This is a genomic window from Alysiella crassa DSM 2578, from assembly GCF_000745955.1.
Classification (GTDB): Bacteria; Pseudomonadota; Gammaproteobacteria; order Burkholderiales; family Neisseriaceae; genus Simonsiella; species Simonsiella crassa.
Genome location: NZ_KN050786.1, coordinates 56,461 through 73,012, shown reverse-complemented (window position 1 = coordinate 73,012; position 16,552 = coordinate 56,461). Strand labels below are relative to the sequence as shown.

Below are 16,552 nucleotides of genomic sequence, written 5' to 3'. Positions count from 1 at the left end.
ATTCGGCGGAAAAAGTACGCGAAACCAGCAATCAGGTAAACGATAAAATTCAATCCATTACCGCGCCCACCCGAACCTTGAATTTTGATGAAATCATGAATTCGGCGGAAACGGCGGGTAATGCGGCGGCGGAAACGCTGAACGCGCCCACGCCACCCAAAGTGAAATTGGTGGAATCGCTGGAACATGGCGTGATTATGGACAATACGCCGCGCAATAAATCATGGCGTTCTCTGTTCCAGCAGCATATGCAACCCGATGAATCGGCTGATGAAAAAGCGAAAAAAGAGCTACTCAAAGACGCGTCTTCGCGCAATGAATTGCCCAATGCTTTGACGTTTGCGGCGCGTGTGCCGTATGAATTTCAGGCAGCCTGAAAGGAAGTGCCCGCATGAATGTGTTATCGCAAACAGAAATCGTGGCATTGATTGACAAAAAAGATTATCGGGCGGCGATGGATTTGTGTTTGCAGAATTTGGCGCAGCAGCCTGATTGTTTCGCCAGTTTGAGCAATGCGGCAACTTCGGCTTTATTGTTGAACGAGTATGATAAAGCAATTGATTTTGCATTGAAAATTTTGCCGATTAAGCAGGATTTAATCAATGCTTATGATGTTTTGTCGCACGCTTATGGGTGTAAACTGGATTGGTGGCGCAGCAGCCGTTATGGGGCGGAATCTTTGCGTTTGCGCGATATGGAGATTGTGTCAAAATATGCGCAATTGCCTGAATTGCCAGATGAAAATATCAGGCAGCCTGAAAAACGGCATTTGCAGATTATTTCGTTTTCATTGTATGGTAATGATTCGTCTTATGTGGAAACGGCGGTGTTGAACGCGGAACTTGCGCCGCAGATTTATCCCGATTGGGTGTGCCGTTTTTATGTGGACGAGACGGTGTCGCCGATTGCGATTACGCGTTTGCTGCAAGCTGGGGCGCAAGTGGTTCATATTCCTGATAATATTCGCCATTGGGCAAAGACAATGTGGCGATTTTTGCCGCTCACGGAAAATGATGTGGCGCGGGTGATTTTCCGCGACGCGGATTCGGTGATTTCGCAGCGCGAAGCCAAAGCGGTGCGCGATTGGGTGGCGAGTGGCAAAATGTTTCATTTATTGCGCGATGGTGGTTCGCACACGGAATTGATTTTGGCGGGTTTGTGGGGCGCGGTGGGCGGTGCGATTCCTGATTTTCACAATAGAATCAATCATTATTTGAATAATGTGCCTGTGCACCCACGTTTTGCCGACCAGTATTTTTTGCGTGAACACGTTTGGTTGTTTGCGCGGCAGAGTGTGTGTACGCATGACCGTATTTTTGGTTTTGCAGGCAGCCTTGATTTTCCTGCCGACACGTTTTCCAATTTTGAAATCACGCATGTGGGCAAAGACGAAGGCGATTATCCCGTTATCATTAATATGGATAAACCCGATGGCACGGAAATTGATTGGACTTTGCGTAGCCGCGTTTCGCCCTTGTGGAATGAAGATTACAGCTTGAATGTGTTGCCTGAAATGCGGAAAATTTGCACTTATCGGGCGGTGTTGCGCGATGGTAAGGCGGTGGCGCATATTCCACAGCGTTACCATCAGGGCATGGGTGAATTGGGGCATACGGTGGTGGACGTGCATTTGGTGGGCGAAAATTATACGCCTGACGAGTTTACCGTAAACATTGATAAACCCGATGGCACGGCTTACACTTGTGTGGTGCGCAGTCAGTTGCCGCCTGTGCCTGATGAGCGCGGTTATTACCAATTTGCACCAGAACGCGAAGTGTTGCGTTTTCATGCCACCGTGCAAAATGGCAAATTTAGCCACAGGCTGCCTGAAAGCCAGTATTTTGGTTTGAATAATCAGGGGCTGACTGAAATCAGTTTGTATGATAATTAACGCCGTATTATTTTTTCAGGCTGCCTTTTAGTACGACAATTTTTCAATCACGAATCATGTAGGGTGCGCCGTGCGTACCAGATTTACTGAAATATTTAAATTATTCAATCATTTTGGTGCGCACGGCGCACCCTACGATTATTTTTATCGTGTACTGAAAAGCAGCCTGAAAACAACACAATTAATAAATTACAAATCCATAATCTTTAAAAGATAAATCATGAAATCCATCATTGAACACCTTTCGCTTGCCACGCAGCTTTACGGCACACCCGTTGCCGAAGCGGCATTGTCCGCCCAAGTGTTGCGCGACCAAAAATTAAGCGTGAACTACCATTCACTTTCCGAAGTATTGGCGAGTTTTGGTTTTGAAAACACGCTCTCCAAACGCGATTTAAGCGATATTCCTTCATTGGCGACCCCGTTGGTGGTGATTTTGCGCAATGAAGAAGCGGCAGTCGTTACCCAAATCACGGGAACAGGGCGCACACGCCGTTTTCAATTGCGCCAAGTGGGTGGCGTGTCCAGCGAGTTGAGTTATGACGAATTAAACCAATTGTATTTGGGCTATTGCTGGTTTGTGAAACCGAAAACTTCATTGGACGCACGCTCGGATTTGCCCGAATATACTTTGCCAAAACAATGGTTTTGGAAAGTGATTTGGCGATTCAGGCATTATTATTACCAAATTATTTTGGCGACCATTTTGATTAACTTTTTGGCGTTAGTCAGCTCGCTGTACGTGATGCAAGTGTACGATCGCGTGATTCCCAATCAGACTTATGAAACGTTGTGGGCGTTGAGTATTGGTGTGGTGGTGGCGATTACGTTTGAATTGATTACAAAATTAATTCGTGGTCATCTCACGGATATTGCAGGGAAAAAGGCGGATTTGATTATCAGCTCGGCGTTGTTTCGTCGCGTGATGGCGTTGCGTTTGGCGGAAAAGCCAACTTCTTCGGGTTCGTATGCGAATAATTTGCGTGACTTTGAATCGGTGCGTGAATTTATGACTAGTGCGAGTTTGTTGGCGTTGGCAGATTTTCCATTTTTGCTGTTATTTGTGATTGTGATTTCCATCATTGGTGGTAAATTGGCGTTTGTGCCACTCACGATTATTCCATTGGTGATTATTGTGAGTTTGTTGGGGCAGCGTTCCCTAGCCAAAGCGATCAATGAATCCATGAAAGAAGGTTCACAACGTCAAGGTTTGGCAGTAGAGGCAATTGAAGGCATTGAAACTTTGAAGGTAAACAATGCAACCAATTGGGCGCAACAAAAATGGGACGATTACACCGCGAAAACTTCTGCCGCCTCCATCAAAACCAAAGATATTAGTAATTTTTTGGTAAACTTTGCTGTTACCATGCAGCAATTGAATACAGTGGGTTTGATTTTGGTGGGTACGCATTTGATTCACAGCCAAGACCCTGGTAATCAAATCACAATGGGTGCTTTGATTGCTTCCGTGATTTTGTCGGGGCGTGCACTGGCACCTTTGGGGCAAATTGCAGGTTTGGCAACCCGTTATCAGTCTGCCAAGCATGCGCTGGAGGGTGTGAATAAAATCATTGAACGACCAATTGAACGCGCCGCCGACCGCCAATACATCACGCTGACCGAAACGCGCGGCGAGATAAAATTCAATCGCGTGTCGTTTTCTTATGGCAAAGATGTGCAGCCTGCCTTGCGCGAAGTGAGTATTCATATTCCAGCAGGCGAAAAAGTGGCGATTTTGGGCAGTATTGGTAGCGGTAAATCCACTTTATTGAAACTGGCTTCGGGTTTGTATGACCCCGCGCAAGGCGGCAATGTTACGCTGGACAATGTGGATATTCGCCAAATTGACCCGAGTTTTTTGCGTAACCAAATTGTGTTGTTGAATCAATCGCCGCGCTTATTTTTAGGCAGCCTGCGTGAAAATATGGATTTGGCGCGTACCGATGGTTACTCATCTACCGACCAAGATTTGCTCAATGCGTTGGCGCGATTTGGTTTGGAAAAAATCATTCAGGGACACCCACAGGGTTTGGATATGCCTTTGGGCGAAGATGGTCAAGGTTTGTCGGGCGGTCAGAAACAGATTATTGCGTTGGCGCGTTTGACTTTGAAACAGCCGCGTGTGGTGTTGCTGGACGAGCCGACCACAGGTTTGGACGGCAATACGGAAAACATGGCGTTGAATGCTTTGTCGCAATGGGCGCATGATAAAACCGTGATTGTGGTAACACATCGTCCGCAAGTGCTGAAAATGGTGAACCGCATTATTGTGATTGACAATGGTACGGTGGTGATGGACGGTCCACGCGATGCGGTGTTGCAGCGTTTAATGCAAAATGAGCAACAAAAAAATGCACCAGCCGCACCGAGCAATGATTTACCACGCCCTGCGTGAAATTGAATGTTCAGGCAGCCTGAAAATACATGACCATTTTTACTCACACCTAAAATGTAGGGTGCGCACCACGCACCAAATTATTCAAATCACTTGATAAATTCGGTGCGTAATACGCACCCTACATGAGTTTTGTCGCGTACCACAGGCAGCCTGAAACCTCATTTCCCAATAAAACTATTGGAACATTTTTATGAAAAACCAAAAGCCCGACAACATCAGTTCATCTGATTTGCATTTAATCAACGATTTAAACGCTGCCTTGCAAACCGAAAAACATCGTGGTTTGTTTGCGGTGATTATTTTATTTTTAACGCTGGTTATTGTCTTCCTTGTGTGGGCATATAACAGCACAGTGGAAGAAGTAACACGTGGACAAGGTAGCGTGATTCCCACCAGCCGCGAACAAATTGTGCAGAGCCTAGACCCAGGTACAATCGCCGAAATGAAGGTCAAAGAAGGTGATATCGTGGAAAAAGGGCAAGTATTGCTGAAATTAGACGATACACGCAGTTCAGCGATTTTGCGCGAAAGTGAAGCGAAAGTGGTGAACTTGGCGGCAATGATTGCCCGTTTACGCGCCGAAGCCTATGGCACAGAATTGAAATTCCCGAATAATATTCCCAATGATTTAAAAATCCGTGAAACGGCGGCTTACGAAGCGCGCCGCCGCGCCGTATTGGATTCCATCGCAGGTTTGAGCGAAAGCAAAAACACATTAGACCAAGAAATCGCCATCACCGCGCCTATGGTGCAACAAGGCGTGGTTTCGGAAGTGGAATTATTGCGTATGCGCCGCGAATCTTCGCAATTGGCTTTGCAAATTGCTGAAAAACGCAACCACTACGCCGCCGAAGCGAATAATGAATTGGTGAAAATGGAAACCGAATTTGCCCAAGCGCGTGAAAATATGTTGATGCGCGCCGACCCTGTGTTGCGTTCGGAAATTCGTGCGCCTTTGCGTGGCGTGGTGAAAAATATTCAAATCAACACCGTAGGCGGCGTGGTGCAAGCGGGTCAAGAGATTTTGGAAATCGTGCCTTTGGACGAAAAATTATTGGTGGAAGCCTATATTCGTCCGCAAGACGTGGCGTTTATGCGCCCTGGTTTGGACGCGGTGGTGAAAATCAGTGCGTATGATTACGCAATTTATGGTGGCTTGGACGGCAAAGTGAAATTTATTTCGCCCGATACTTTGAGCAATCAAAAACGCGCCGATGAATTAAAATTAGACCAAAATCAACAGTATTACCGCATTTTGGTGGAAACCAACAGCAATGCCATCAAAGACAAAAATGGCGAACCGATGGAAATTATCCCCGGTATGGTGGCAACGGTAGATGTGAAAACAGGTGAGAAAACTGTGTTTGACTATCTTGTGAAACCGATTACGCGTTTGAAACAGGCATTGCGTGAGCGTTGATTTTCAGGCTGCCTTTTAGTACACGACAAACAAATGTAGGGTACGTACCAAGCCCCTACATTTTAAGAACCTGTGTTCGTAAGATTGATGGCTTGATTTTATTGATAATTCTTGCGAATACAAGGCGGCTTTTCATGCCAATATTGAACATATTGGCGTGGAAAGCCAACGCAGTAGGCGCATGAAGTAGCGATAAAAGCAAGCTATTAAGATTATGAACACAGGTTCTAATATTCCCCCTACTCTTATTTCTCCACAAAATTTCCCCATGTCTCGCCCCGAAAAATCCCTACGCAGCCGCGCTTTAGAACACCTATCGCGCCGCGAAATGAGCAAATTAGAATTAAAACGCAAACTCGCCCCCTACGCCGAAAGCGAAGACGAAATCGACGCGGTACTCACCGAATTTGCCGATTTAAATTGGCAATCAGACGAGCGTTACGCCGAAGCCTTTATCAACAGCAAATCGCGTAAACACGGTCGCGTGCGCCTAAAACAAGCCTTAACGCAAAAAGGCGTGGACGCGGCAACCATCGCCGAATATTTGCCCGACAGCGAAACCGATTTCGCCCACGCCTGCGAAGTGTTACGCAAAAAATTCAGGCAGCCTGCAAGCGAAGCCGCCGAAAAACAAAAACAAATGCGTTTTTTGCTGTATCGCGGTTTCACCGCAGATGTGGCGCAAAAAGCCATGCGTCGCGCGTGGGACGATAATGATGATGACGTTTGATGGTTTTCAGGCTGCATTGTGTTAAAATTCACTCACTTTATTTTTTATAAACCATTATGTTTAAACAAATTTTAATTATTTCCCCATCATGGATAGGCGATTGTGTGATGACCCAACCACTTTATCGCCGTCTGCGCGAACTGCACCCTGACTGTGTGATAGACGTGTTTGCCCCGAAATGGTCTATGGCGGTGTTTGAGCGCATGCCAGAAATTCGGCGTGTGATTGAAAATCCGTTTGGGCATGGCGCATTGGCGTTGCGTGAACGCTGGCGCGTGGGGCGTGAATTGGGACAATCTGGCTACGACCAAGTGATTGTGTTGCCCAATTCACTTAAATCAGCGATTGTGGCGGCGGCAACAGGGGCAAAACAGCGCACGGGTTATGTGGGAGAAATGCGTTATATCTTATTGAATGATTTATATAAATTAGATAAACAAAAATTCCCATTAATGGTGGACAGATACACCGCTTTGGCTGGAAAATTTGTTGGCAGCAGTCAGCCGCATTTACAGATTAATGCGGACAGTCAAGCGGCGGCGTTGGCGGCGCACAGTTTGGATAAATCGCGCAAAATCATGGCATTGTGTGCAGGCGCGGAATACGGCGCGGCAAAACGCTGGCTGCCTGAACATTTTGCGGCAACGGCGCAACATTACGCGGCGCAAGGTTGGCAAATTTGGCTATTTGGTTCGCAGAAAGATTTTGATGTTTCGGAAGAAATCAATCGGCTTTCAGGCAGCCTGTGCGTAAATTTGTGCGGCAAAACAAATTTGGCGCAAGCCATTGATTTATTGGCGTGTGCCGATGGGGTGGTGTGCAACGATAGCGGTTTAATGCACTTGGCGGCGGCGGTGGGGGCGAAATTGGTGGCGGTGTACGGCTCGTCCAGCGCAGACCACACACCGCCTTTGAGCGATACGGCGAAAATCGCCAGTTTGAATTTGGATTGCAGCCCATGTTTTAAACGCGAATGTCCTTTGGGGCATACGGATTGTTTACGGAAATTATTGCCCGAACAGGTTATCAGATTACACGGTGAATTGGGGAATTGAACCTTTCAGGCAGCCTGAAAAGCCAAAAATTCCCCATCATATTCATTGCGTTGAACACGCGTTGCGCCGCGTACCACGCTGCCCAATCCACCGTTTCACACTCAAACCACATATTCAGGCAACCTGAAAGGATTCCACCCCATGCTTACCCCCCAACATTGCGACCTATTCAACCGCCCCTTTTTCCAATTTGCCCAATTAAAACAATACGCCCCCGAAACCATTCCACAGCTCAAAGCCGATTACAAAGCCGCATGGAATGATTGGAAAACGCTGATATTACAAGCACATGAAACATTAACGCAAGCCAATCCCCAATTCGCCGCACCGCATATTGAACGCTGGTGCAATGGCTGGCAAGTTCGCGCCCATTTTTTTGCCTATTTCAAATACGCCGCGCACACACAAGACGCGGCAATTATCTCATTATTATTAAACCGAAAACGGCTAACCGTATCGCTGGATTGGCATTGCTACAAAGCCGATGTCTCCACCATCGCCCTGCCCGATTACAACCGTTGGTTGGACAATTTGGACGCGGCGCAATATGCCGATTTTGATTTATGGCACGGCGCAGCCAGCGAATACGCCGATTACGCCACCGTCCGCCAGCAGCCCGCCCCACAAATCCACCATGCAGACGATTTTTTCTGTCTAGGCAAACACATACCGCGCGATGATTTGACCAATGTGAACGCTTTGAATTTTATCGTGAATACAGTAGAAGAATTGCTGCCATTGTATGAACACTGTTTTCAGGCAGCCTGAAAAGCAAAAATTTCCCATTATATTCATTATCTTGAACACGCGTTGCGCCGCGTACCACGCTGCCCAGCCCACCGTTTTCCACTCAAGCCATATTTTCAGGCAGCCTTTTACTACCCTACAAATTTTTGCCTACCGCCCACCTGTCCCCTCTCCTGTGGGAGAGGGTTAGAGAGAGGGGAAAACTGTCAATGCTCAACGATTTTTCCCTCTCCCACAGGAGCGAAATGCTGGTATCTCAACGATTGCAAGCAATATTTTTTGTAGGGTAGTGAAAGGCAGCCTGAAAAATTATAGTCGTAGAAATGAAAATGCAGTACAAGGCGACAACGCCCGCCGTGTACGCATAGTACATAAGGGCGTTGGCAACGCCATACTGCTTTTTCAGTTCTGCGACTGTATTTCCCGAAATAATCAACCAATTGTACTAAACAAAACCATCAAAAATGGCGCAACCAAATTCACAATAAACCCAAAACTCACCGCCACAGGCACCGCCGCCAAACCGCCCGATTTTTGAATAATCGGCAACGTAAAATCCAAACTGGTCGCCCCACCCAAACCAATCGCGCTACTCGGAAACCTTTGCATTAACAAGGGGATAAACATCAACGCGGCAAATTCACGCCACAAATCATTCAACAAAGCCACACCGCCCCAAGTCGCACCATACGCCTGTGTCATCACAATCCCCGACAGCGAATACCAACCATAACCCGATGATAAAGCTAAACCTTTCGCCCAACCCACTTCAGGCAATATCGCCGCAAACAGCAAACCCGCCAACCCACACGAAGCCATAAACCACGCACTCAAATACAAACCATGCTTGTTCAACAAAATTTGTCGCAAGGCAATCCCATTGCCACGCATTTGTATGCCCACAATCAAAATCAAGGTCATCAGCGCGTATTGTCCACTTTGGTGTGGCGGCAGCCAGTTTTCAGGCAGCCCCACGCCCAATATCATGCCGAAAATCAATACCCCCATTTGTTTCGCACTGTCCGCAAAACGGATTTTTTGCCGCGTGGTTTGGCTGGGCTGAAACGGGTGCTGTTTGAAAAATAATTTATCAAACCAAAACAAAATCAATAAATTACACATCATCAATAAAATAAACAGCAAAGCAGCATACATCGCCATTTTGCCCAATTCCTGCCCCAAATTGTCCACTTGCGCCAATTCCACACCTATCAGCAGCAAAATCACATACACCAAAACCGATAACAGCCTATCGGTCATCTGCACATACGGCTTGGGCAATTTACACGCAAACCCGATAAACAATGGCATTAAAATCAATAATATATTTTGAAAATGAGACCACATACTGTATTCCCCCTATCCCAAAAAAGCATAAATTATAGCGAAATTTGATTGCGACCAATGCCAAATGTCGTTAATATTTCAAGATTATATTTTGATGCATTTTGAAGGAAAACAAGCGATGTTTAGCAAACCTGAAGAAGTGATTATGGCGTGTTTGGCGGCGTTTTGGACGGTGCTGACTTATGTGGCGGTACGATTCACGGGCGACTGGACAACGGTGCTGATGGTTACAGGCTGCACGGCGGTGTGGGCGGTGGTGGTATTTTTGCTGTGGCAGGCTGGGCGATTGGGCAAATTGTATCCATTTGCATGGGGTGGATTGGTGGCATGTTGGTGGGCGGTGCTGGACTGGTTTGCCTTGCGCGGCGTGGCGGTGCCTGCGGGCGAAGTGGTGGTATTGAGCAAGCCTTGGTATGCGTCTTGGTGGCTGAAATTGACTTTGATGGCGTTGCCGATTGTGGTGGGCTATGTGCGTATGTGGCGCAAAAGTCAAAGACCTAAATTTTAATTTTCAGGCAGCCTGAAAGTACACAACCATTTTGACAAACACTCCCAAATGTAGGGTGCGTACCACGCACCAAATCATCAAATAATTGAAATTTCGGTGCGTAATACGCACCCTACATGTAGTTGTCGTGTACCGTAAGGCAGCCTGAAAACGGAAAAACGGAATTTCATCATGAAATTCCGTTTTTTTGTTTAACAAAATTATTCAGGCAAATCAGAATCATAAAAGCGACTGTATGTGGGCGCAGGCGTTGGCGGTACACCTTCCCAATTGCCGCGTTCAATAGCCCCATCGGGCAATTCATTTTTCAGCAAAACCACCGTCAATTCACGCTCAACATGAAACGACAAATAATAAAACGCCGCCAAATTCACCCGATGAATCGTATGCGAAAAATGCCCTGCCGCCATGCGCACTTCACTTTGCACCAATGATTGCAACTGATTGTATTTCATACCAAAAACATGGCTATCAAACACATTCACATCACTCTCGCCCTGCACCAATTCATGCAAACCATTCAGCCGCAACAATTCCGTGATAATCCGCCGATTGGTGCCAGACACCAGCAAATGATTGTTCAGCTTAATTTGGCGCGTTTCATCGCTGATGAAATCATCGTCCATCAATTGCTGATATTCGTCTAATTTCATGGTGTAGATATAAAATGTATTCATTTTGACACTCCCTATTGAAAAAAGATTTTCAGGCTGCCTGAAAATTACAACATTCTGATTTTTTGTAACATTTTTGTGGTAGAAGTTTCATGTAAAAATGGAATGCTATGCACCGCACCGCCACGCGCCAAAGTTTCCGCCGCGCCCACAATTTTATCGGGCGACCAATCGCCGCCTTTCACCAACACATCGGGTTGAATCAATTGAATTAAATCAAACGGCGTGTCTTCATCAAACCACGTTACCAAATCCACGCTCTGCAAAGCCGCGCACACCGCCGCCCGTTGCGCCAACTCATTAATCGGGCGGTCATCGCCTTTGCCTTGACGTTTGACCGAAGCATCTGTATTTAAAGCCAAAATCAGGCTACCACCCAAAGCCCGCGCCTGCGCCAAATAGCTGACGTGTCCGCGATGAATAATGTCAAAACAACCATTGGTAAACACCAATGGACGCGGCAAATTCGCGCACGCCGCCACAATCTGTTCTGGGGCAACAATTTTGCGTTCAAAATCAGGAGTGGGATAATTCATTGTTTCTCCAATATATTTTATTTTCAGGCTGCCTGAAATGATTTTTTCACCAATAAAACACCGCTTTCAATATGATGGGTAAACGGGAATTGGTCAAATAAGGCAAGCTGTTGAATATCATGCGTTTTCGTTAAAACCGCCAAATTGTCGCGCAAGGTTTCAGGATTGCACGACACATAAATCACGCGCTCAAATTGCGCCACCAATTGCAAGGTTTCATCGTCCACACCAGCACGGGGTGGGTCAATAAAAATAGTTGAAAAATCATAATCTTGTAATGAAACGCCTTGCGTACGCAAACGCTCAAATTCACGGCAGCCTGAAAACGCTTGCGTAAACTCTTCGGCAGAAAGCCGTGCAATTTCAATATTATCTCTATGATTTGCCGCAATATTCCATTGCGCTGCCTGCACTGAAGTTTTGGAGACTTCGGTCGCCAACACGCGGCGAAAATGTTGCGACAAAGGCAGGGTAAAATTGCCATTTCCGCAATAAAGTTCCAATAAATCAAAATCTTGAGAATCCCCAGCCGCCGTACACGCCCATTCCAGCATTTTTTCACACATACGCGCATTCGGTTGCGTGAAACCGCCTTCAATTTGGCGATAAATAAAATTTTGCCCATGCACGGTCAATTTTTCGGTAACAAAATCTTGTTGCAAAACAATCTTTTGCCCACGACTTCGCCCAATAATCCACACGCCCAATTGCGTTTGCAAAGCACGCGCCGCCACTTCCCATTCTTCGTCCAAACGCTTGTGGTAAATCAGGGTAATCAGCATTTCTCCGCTCAAAGTCGCCAAAAATTCCACCTGATACCAGCGATGGCGCAACACGTTTTGCGCCGCCATCGCCGCCATCAGGCGTGGCATGATGTCGTTAATGCTTTGTGCAGCAATGGGAAATTTTTCTATTTTAATTAATGAGTTGCTACTGGCTTTCTGTCCTTTTTGAAACATGGCATAGCACATTTCATCGCCTTCATGCCACACGCGAAATTCGGCGCGTTGGCGAAAATGCTGTTCGGCAGATGGGAAAACTTGCATGCTGGGCAGATGGAAAGATTGCAGCAATTTGGTGAGATAATCGGTTTTTTGACGAAGTTGGTCGGTGTACGCGCTCATTGAATCGGGTTTCTCCAATATTTTGATGGGTAAATTATAGCGGATTTGGGCAAATTTGGGCGGTTTCAGGCAGCCTGAAACTCAAAATGGCTTGCTTTGCCACCAAAATTTGTCCTGCGCTAATAATCGGTATTTAACCCCTTGTTCAGTAAAATAAAAAACCATGCCTCCGTGTAAATCGGTACGCAATAATTGTATCTGCAATGCCGCCAAACGCCGCACCACATCCGCCGATGGGTGGCGAAAAGCATTACCCAATCCGCTACTTGCCACGCCCACTTGCGGCGATACGGCGCGTAGCCATGCGCTGCTGTTGCTGGATTTACTGCCGTGATGGGCGAGTATCAGCACATTGGCATGAAGATTTTTTCCATATTGTTCAATGAATTGTGCTTCTGTTGCGCTGCTGATGTCGCCTGTGATCAACAAAGCCTGCCCCTTGTGAGAAACGCGCAATACGCAGCTTAACTCATTGTCTTTACTGTGAATTTGTAGATTTTCAGGCAGCCTGAAAAATTCAAAACGCACATCGTCCACCGTCCAATTGCCCACGCACAATTGGGCGTGTGGATAAAATTCAGGCTGACCAGCATATATTTGTTTGATTTTTATATTTTTTTGCAAACTTGGAAAACCGCCATCATGGTCGTCATCGTGGTGCGATAAAATCAGCGTGTCCAATTCGTCCACCCCTGCGGCGCGTAAATTGGGCAATAAGGCAAATTCGGCGGCGGCGGCTGTGCCTGTATCGTACAGAATATTTTTCGTAGGTGTTTGAATCAAAACGGATAATCCTTGCCCCACATCGTAGACAGTTGCGTTCAGGCTGCCTGAAACGGGCGGCGGTTGATACAGGGAAAATGCGGCTAACATCATGATAGACAAAGGTTTTAATCGCAAACCCATAGGCAATAATAAAATCAGACTGCCCAGAATCGCCAATAAAAATAATGGCATGGGCACATGAGCAAATTCGGCTTCAGGTAAATAATTACCCAAAATAATCAATAAATGAATCGTCCATTCACCCAAACCCGCCGCCAGCCATTTCAGCGTATCCGAAGGCACAGCCGAAGCCAGCAAAGCCAAAGGCGTGAGTATCCACGAAAAAAAGGGAATGGCAAACGCGTTCACCACAGGACTGAAAATCGGCAATAAACCAAAGAGATAAATGGTCGCCACGCCGCCGATTAAAGTGGCTGCCCATTGTGCGCGTGTGGCTTGTTTTAAAACGATGATTCGGTGTTGCCAAAAGCCGCGTTCCCCCGTTTCAGGCAGCCTGAAACTCAATACCCACAACAATGCCCCCACCAAACCAAACGATAACCAAAACCCCACCGCCAACACCGCCATCGGCTGATACAACAGCACCGCCGCCAACGCCGTCCACCAAATTTGCCAATTGGAAAATTGCCCACGCCGCCACCACGACCAAGAAAACACGCTTAACATCAACAAGCTACGCAAAGCAGGCACTTCAAAACCCGCCAAACCCGTATAAACCACCGCCGCCAACCAAGCCACCGCCAAAGCATACACACGCGGACGGCGCGGCATTTTGCCCAAACGCATGATTTTCTTACTTATCCACGCCGCCAACAGCGCAATCAGGGTAATATGCAAACCCGAAATGCTAATCAAATGATTCAGCCCCAAAGGGCGCAACGCCGCCCACACCGCCGCCGACAATGCACTGTCATCGCCCACCGATAGGGCTTTCATCAATGCCGCGCCTTGCGGATAAACCATTGATACATTTTGCCAATTTTGCACCATTTGGGCGCGAATGCCATTTATGCCAGCCCATGAATGTTCAGGCAGCCTGAAACGCGTTTTGCCCACCGTCGCCATGCCGTCCACGCCATTCGCCAACGCCCACGCTTGGCGGTCAAAACCCACCGCATTTCGCATATCAATCGGCGCACGCACACGCGCTTTCACGCGCCAATGTTCGCCCACTCGCCACTCACGCGGCTGATAATCTTGAAACAATAAGCGATAACGCCGCCCATCGGCGGCGGTGGCTTGAGCGATAAAACGCGTGCGTCCCTGTCCATTTTGTTCAGGCAAACCTGTGATTTTTATGTGAAATTCGGTTGATTCGGCGGCGGCTTGCCATTGGCGCGACAAGGCGGATTGGGTGCGGATTGCGCTGTAACTCGCCCCCAGCAACACCGCCACCAATGCCAACACAAACCACGATAACTGATTGATTTTATAAAAAATAAATCCCAAAACCAGCAGCAACACGCCCAGCCACACCAGCCAATCCACGCCCTGCGCTGGCACAAAAAACGCGGCAATTGCGCCCACACAAAATGCGGGTAAAACAATGTTTTTCCACATAAAAAATCTTTCAGGCTACCTGAAAATAAAAAATGCACATTGGTTTATCCTAAATGTGCATTTTCTTGTTTACAAAAATTAAGCAAATTCAACAATTAAACCATCGCCACGCGCCGCCGCCGCTTGGTAAAACGCGGACAATTGTTGAAAACAAGTATGCAATTCGGCTTGACGTTTTTCGCTGTGCATATTGTTGAATTCATTGCAATCGGCGAATTTGCTGCCACAATTTTGGTCAAATTTATCTATGGCTTCTTGTGAAAGACTGCTGCTGATTTTATGTTGGTATTCATTAAATAAGCGTAAACGTTCTTTAAAATCAATATTTTGCAAGGATTCAGCAATATGAGCAACGTGTTCAGCATCAATCCACGCCGCCCCCTTATCGCTCCAACCATCTAAATAATTTTGCCCATCAAAACATTCGGTTAAATATTCATTGTCATCATTATCCACGCCCGTGAGCATGGATTGCAACACGCGCCACGCTGATGGGAGTGCCATATAGCGTTCATCGCCCTCTTGAGGCAAAGTAAAACTGTTTATCAGTATTTGTTTGCCTATTTGATTTTCCATAGCTTGCACAATGGCATCTAGTGTAAATGGGCTGTACGCTGTATAAATAATTGCCGCCATATTATTCCTTTATTCATTTATAATTATGAATCCATAATTTTATTCTATCATAAAAATCTTGGATTTTTATCCGTTTTTTACAAATAACTGAAAAAGTGTTAAAATATTTTAACAAGCAATTTTTATACCAATTTTCAAAATAATGGTAAGGCAGCCTGAAACGGAGAAAATCATGATAAAAACAAAATATGGGCTATTATTCGGCAGTTTCATTTGTGTGAACGCGCTCGCCGCCCCTTTGCAAGACATTTATTTTGAACACAAAGACTGGGCAACCGCTTGCGACAACACAGGCACTTGCCGCGTGGTGGGTTATCATCATGAAAATGAAGATGAAAACTTGGTTTCCGTCTTATTTACCCGCCAAGCAGGTTCACAGCAAATTTCGGGCGAATTGACTTGGTTAAGCGAAAAAAATATGGGCAATCCCCAAAATATTCACTTATTGATTGACCATCAAATCATTGGCAAAATCCCATTCAAGCAAGGCGACAGCGTGCCGCTTTCGCCCAGCCACACCGCCGCCATCATCGCCGCCACCAAAGGGCGCGGCGTGGTGCATATTCGGGTGGGCAAAAATGTGTTTGTTTTGTCCAATGCGGGTGCGGCGGCGGCTTGGTTGAAAGCCGATGAATTTCAACAATTTGGCAAACTCAAACCGCAGCCCAAACCCCTTATCAAACCAGCCAAAACGCTTTCAGGCAGCCTGAAAATCAGTTCAGCCGAACAAAACGCCATTCGCCAATTATTGCGCGGCAAAATCAACAACGACACCTGCCACGAATTACACGAATCCAGCCACCCCGTTTCGCTCTATCGCCTGAACGCGCAAAATGTGTTAGCCGAAACAGAATGTTGGCGCGGCGCGTATAATGTGGGCTACGCGTATGCGGTGCTGGACAATTCGCGCCGCCAAATCCACCAAATCCCCACCACAGACGGCTCGGATTATGCAAAGGGCGTGATTAGCAATTACCACAAAAGTCGCGGTATGGGCGATTGTTGGTCGGGCGCAGAATATGTTTGGAATGGTCGCCGTTTTGTGCAAACGTCAGCGCATACAACGGGTATGTGTCGCGGTTTTGCGGGCGGCGCGTGGCATTTGCCGACTTTTGTGAGCGATGTGAAATAATGTTCAGG

General features: G+C 46.8%; 16 protein-coding genes. 9 read left to right on the top strand and 7 right to left on the bottom strand.

Annotated elements, in window-relative coordinates:
• The 7 genes from Q338_RS12880 to Q338_RS12850 all read left to right on the top strand — a co-directional run.
• The coding region (locus Q338_RS12880; RefSeq protein ID WP_034296306.1) for a hypothetical protein at window positions 1–377 on the top strand (377 nt) is incomplete at its 5' end.
• A 14-nt stretch (window positions 378–391) separates the two neighbouring features.
• A complete protein-coding gene (locus Q338_RS12875; protein WP_051968658.1) occupies window positions 392–1,891 on the top strand; it encodes a tetratricopeptide repeat protein in 1,500 nt (499 codons plus the stop codon).
• A gap of 220 nt (window positions 1,892–2,111) precedes the next feature.
• A complete protein-coding gene (locus tag Q338_RS12870) occupies window positions 2,112–4,286 on the top strand; it encodes a type I secretion system permease/ATPase (RefSeq protein ID WP_034296302.1) in 2,175 nt (724 codons plus the stop codon).
• Between the two features lie 193 nt (window positions 4,287–4,479).
• Entirely contained in the window at window positions 4,480–5,709 is a 1,230-nt protein-coding gene (locus Q338_RS12865) for an HlyD family type I secretion periplasmic adaptor subunit (RefSeq protein ID WP_034296299.1), read from the top strand.
• Window positions 5,710–5,977: 268 nt separating this feature from the next.
• Window positions 5,978–6,439: a recombination regulator RecX gene (gene recX, locus Q338_RS12860; RefSeq protein ID WP_034296296.1), complete on the top strand. Its 462-nt coding sequence runs from the start codon at window positions 5,978–5,980 to the stop codon at window positions 6,437–6,439.
• Window positions 6,440–6,495: 56 nt separating this feature from the next.
• Window positions 6,496–7,494, top strand: coding sequence for a lipopolysaccharide heptosyltransferase II (waaF, locus tag Q338_RS12855; protein ID WP_034296293.1), 999 nt, complete (start codon window positions 6,496–6,498; stop codon window positions 7,492–7,494).
• A 141-nt stretch (window positions 7,495–7,635) separates the two neighbouring features.
• Complete coding sequence (locus Q338_RS12850) at window positions 7,636–8,262, top strand: HI_0552 family protein (RefSeq protein WP_034296290.1); 627 nt, start codon at window positions 7,636–7,638, stop codon at window positions 8,260–8,262.
• A 411-nt stretch (window positions 8,263–8,673) separates the two neighbouring features.
• On the opposite strand, the gene Q338_RS12845 is transcribed toward Q338_RS12850, so the two are convergent.
• On the bottom strand, window positions 8,674–9,588 hold the full coding sequence (locus Q338_RS12845; protein ID WP_034296287.1) for a lysine exporter LysO family protein: 915 nt from the start codon (window positions 9,586–9,588) through the stop codon (window positions 8,674–8,676).
• 118 nt (window positions 9,589–9,706) lie between these two features.
• Between Q338_RS12845 and Q338_RS12840 the strand changes: the two genes are divergently transcribed.
• Window positions 9,707–10,096: a hypothetical protein gene (locus tag Q338_RS12840; protein ID WP_034296509.1), complete on the top strand. Its 390-nt coding sequence runs from the start codon at window positions 9,707–9,709 to the stop codon at window positions 10,094–10,096.
• A gap of 3 nt (window positions 10,097–10,099) precedes the next feature.
• Here the strand turns inward: Q338_RS12840 and Q338_RS14675 are convergent, their stop codons facing one another.
• From Q338_RS14675 to Q338_RS12815, 6 genes are all read right to left on the bottom strand, one after another.
• The gene (locus Q338_RS14675) at window positions 10,100–10,294 is read right to left on the bottom strand and encodes a hypothetical protein (RefSeq protein WP_156961087.1); all 195 of its coding nucleotides are present in this window, start codon (window positions 10,292–10,294) and stop codon (window positions 10,100–10,102) included.
• A gap of 2 nt (window positions 10,295–10,296) precedes the next feature.
• On the bottom strand, window positions 10,297–10,773 hold the full coding sequence (locus Q338_RS12835) for a hypothetical protein (protein WP_034296284.1): 477 nt from the start codon (window positions 10,771–10,773) through the stop codon (window positions 10,297–10,299).
• Between the two features lie 44 nt (window positions 10,774–10,817).
• Complete coding sequence (gene rfaE2 / locus Q338_RS12830) at window positions 10,818–11,306, bottom strand: D-glycero-beta-D-manno-heptose 1-phosphate adenylyltransferase (protein ID WP_034296280.1); 489 nt, start codon at window positions 11,304–11,306, stop codon at window positions 10,818–10,820.
• A 23-nt stretch (window positions 11,307–11,329) separates the two neighbouring features.
• Window positions 11,330–12,430, bottom strand: coding sequence for a tRNA (uridine(54)-C5)-methyltransferase TrmA (trmA, locus tag Q338_RS12825; RefSeq protein ID WP_034296277.1), 1,101 nt, complete (start codon window positions 12,428–12,430; stop codon window positions 11,330–11,332).
• Window positions 12,431–12,511: 81 nt separating this feature from the next.
• Window positions 12,512–14,776, bottom strand: a complete 2,265-nt coding sequence (locus tag Q338_RS12820; RefSeq protein ID WP_034296274.1) for a DNA internalization-related competence protein ComEC/Rec2 — start codon at window positions 14,774–14,776, stop codon at window positions 12,512–12,514.
• 78 nt (window positions 14,777–14,854) lie between these two features.
• Window positions 14,855–15,412, bottom strand: a complete 558-nt coding sequence (locus Q338_RS12815; protein WP_034296271.1) for a DUF1877 family protein — start codon at window positions 15,410–15,412, stop codon at window positions 14,855–14,857.
• Between the two features lie 172 nt (window positions 15,413–15,584).
• Here Q338_RS12815 and Q338_RS12810 point away from each other — a divergent pair, with 172 nt between their 5' ends.
• The gene (locus Q338_RS12810) at window positions 15,585–16,544 is read left to right on the top strand and encodes a DUF1176 domain-containing protein (RefSeq protein WP_051968657.1); all 960 of its coding nucleotides are present in this window, start codon (window positions 15,585–15,587) and stop codon (window positions 16,542–16,544) included.
• Window positions 16,545–16,552: the final 8 nt, after the last annotated feature.

Bases quoted from the DNA above. Each gene is read 5' to 3' on its own strand.
- Q338_RS12875 (WP_051968658.1), top strand. From the start codon at position 392: ATGAATGTGTTATCGCAAACAGAAATCGTGGCATTGATTGACAAAAAA.
- Q338_RS12870 (WP_034296302.1), top strand. From the start codon at position 2,112: ATGAAATCCATCATTGAACACCTTTCGCTTGCCACGCAGCTTTACGGC.
- Q338_RS12865 (WP_034296299.1), top strand. From the start codon at position 4,480: ATGAAAAACCAAAAGCCCGACAACATCAGTTCATCTGATTTGCATTTA.
- recX (WP_034296296.1), top strand. From the start codon at position 5,978: ATGTCTCGCCCCGAAAAATCCCTACGCAGCCGCGCTTTAGAACACCTA.
- waaF (WP_034296293.1), top strand. From the start codon at position 6,496: ATGTTTAAACAAATTTTAATTATTTCCCCATCATGGATAGGCGATTGT.
- Q338_RS12850 (WP_034296290.1), top strand. From the start codon at position 7,636: ATGCTTACCCCCCAACATTGCGACCTATTCAACCGCCCCTTTTTCCAA.
- Q338_RS12845 (WP_034296287.1), bottom strand. From the start codon at position 9,588: ATGTGGTCTCATTTTCAAAATATATTATTGATTTTAATGCCATTGTTT.
- Q338_RS12840 (WP_034296509.1), top strand. From the start codon at position 9,707: ATGTTTAGCAAACCTGAAGAAGTGATTATGGCGTGTTTGGCGGCGTTT.
- Q338_RS12835 (WP_034296284.1), bottom strand. From the start codon at position 10,773: ATGAATACATTTTATATCTACACCATGAAATTAGACGAATATCAGCAA.
- rfaE2 (WP_034296280.1), bottom strand. From the start codon at position 11,306: ATGAATTATCCCACTCCTGATTTTGAACGCAAAATTGTTGCCCCAGAA.
- trmA (WP_034296277.1), bottom strand. From the start codon at position 12,430: ATGAGCGCGTACACCGACCAACTTCGTCAAAAAACCGATTATCTCACC.
- Q338_RS12820 (WP_034296274.1), bottom strand. From the start codon at position 14,776: ATGTGGAAAAACATTGTTTTACCCGCATTTTGTGTGGGCGCAATTGCC.
- Q338_RS12815 (WP_034296271.1), bottom strand. From the start codon at position 15,412: ATGGCGGCAATTATTTATACAGCGTACAGCCCATTTACACTAGATGCC.
- Q338_RS12810 (WP_051968657.1), top strand. From the start codon at position 15,585: ATGATAAAAACAAAATATGGGCTATTATTCGGCAGTTTCATTTGTGTG.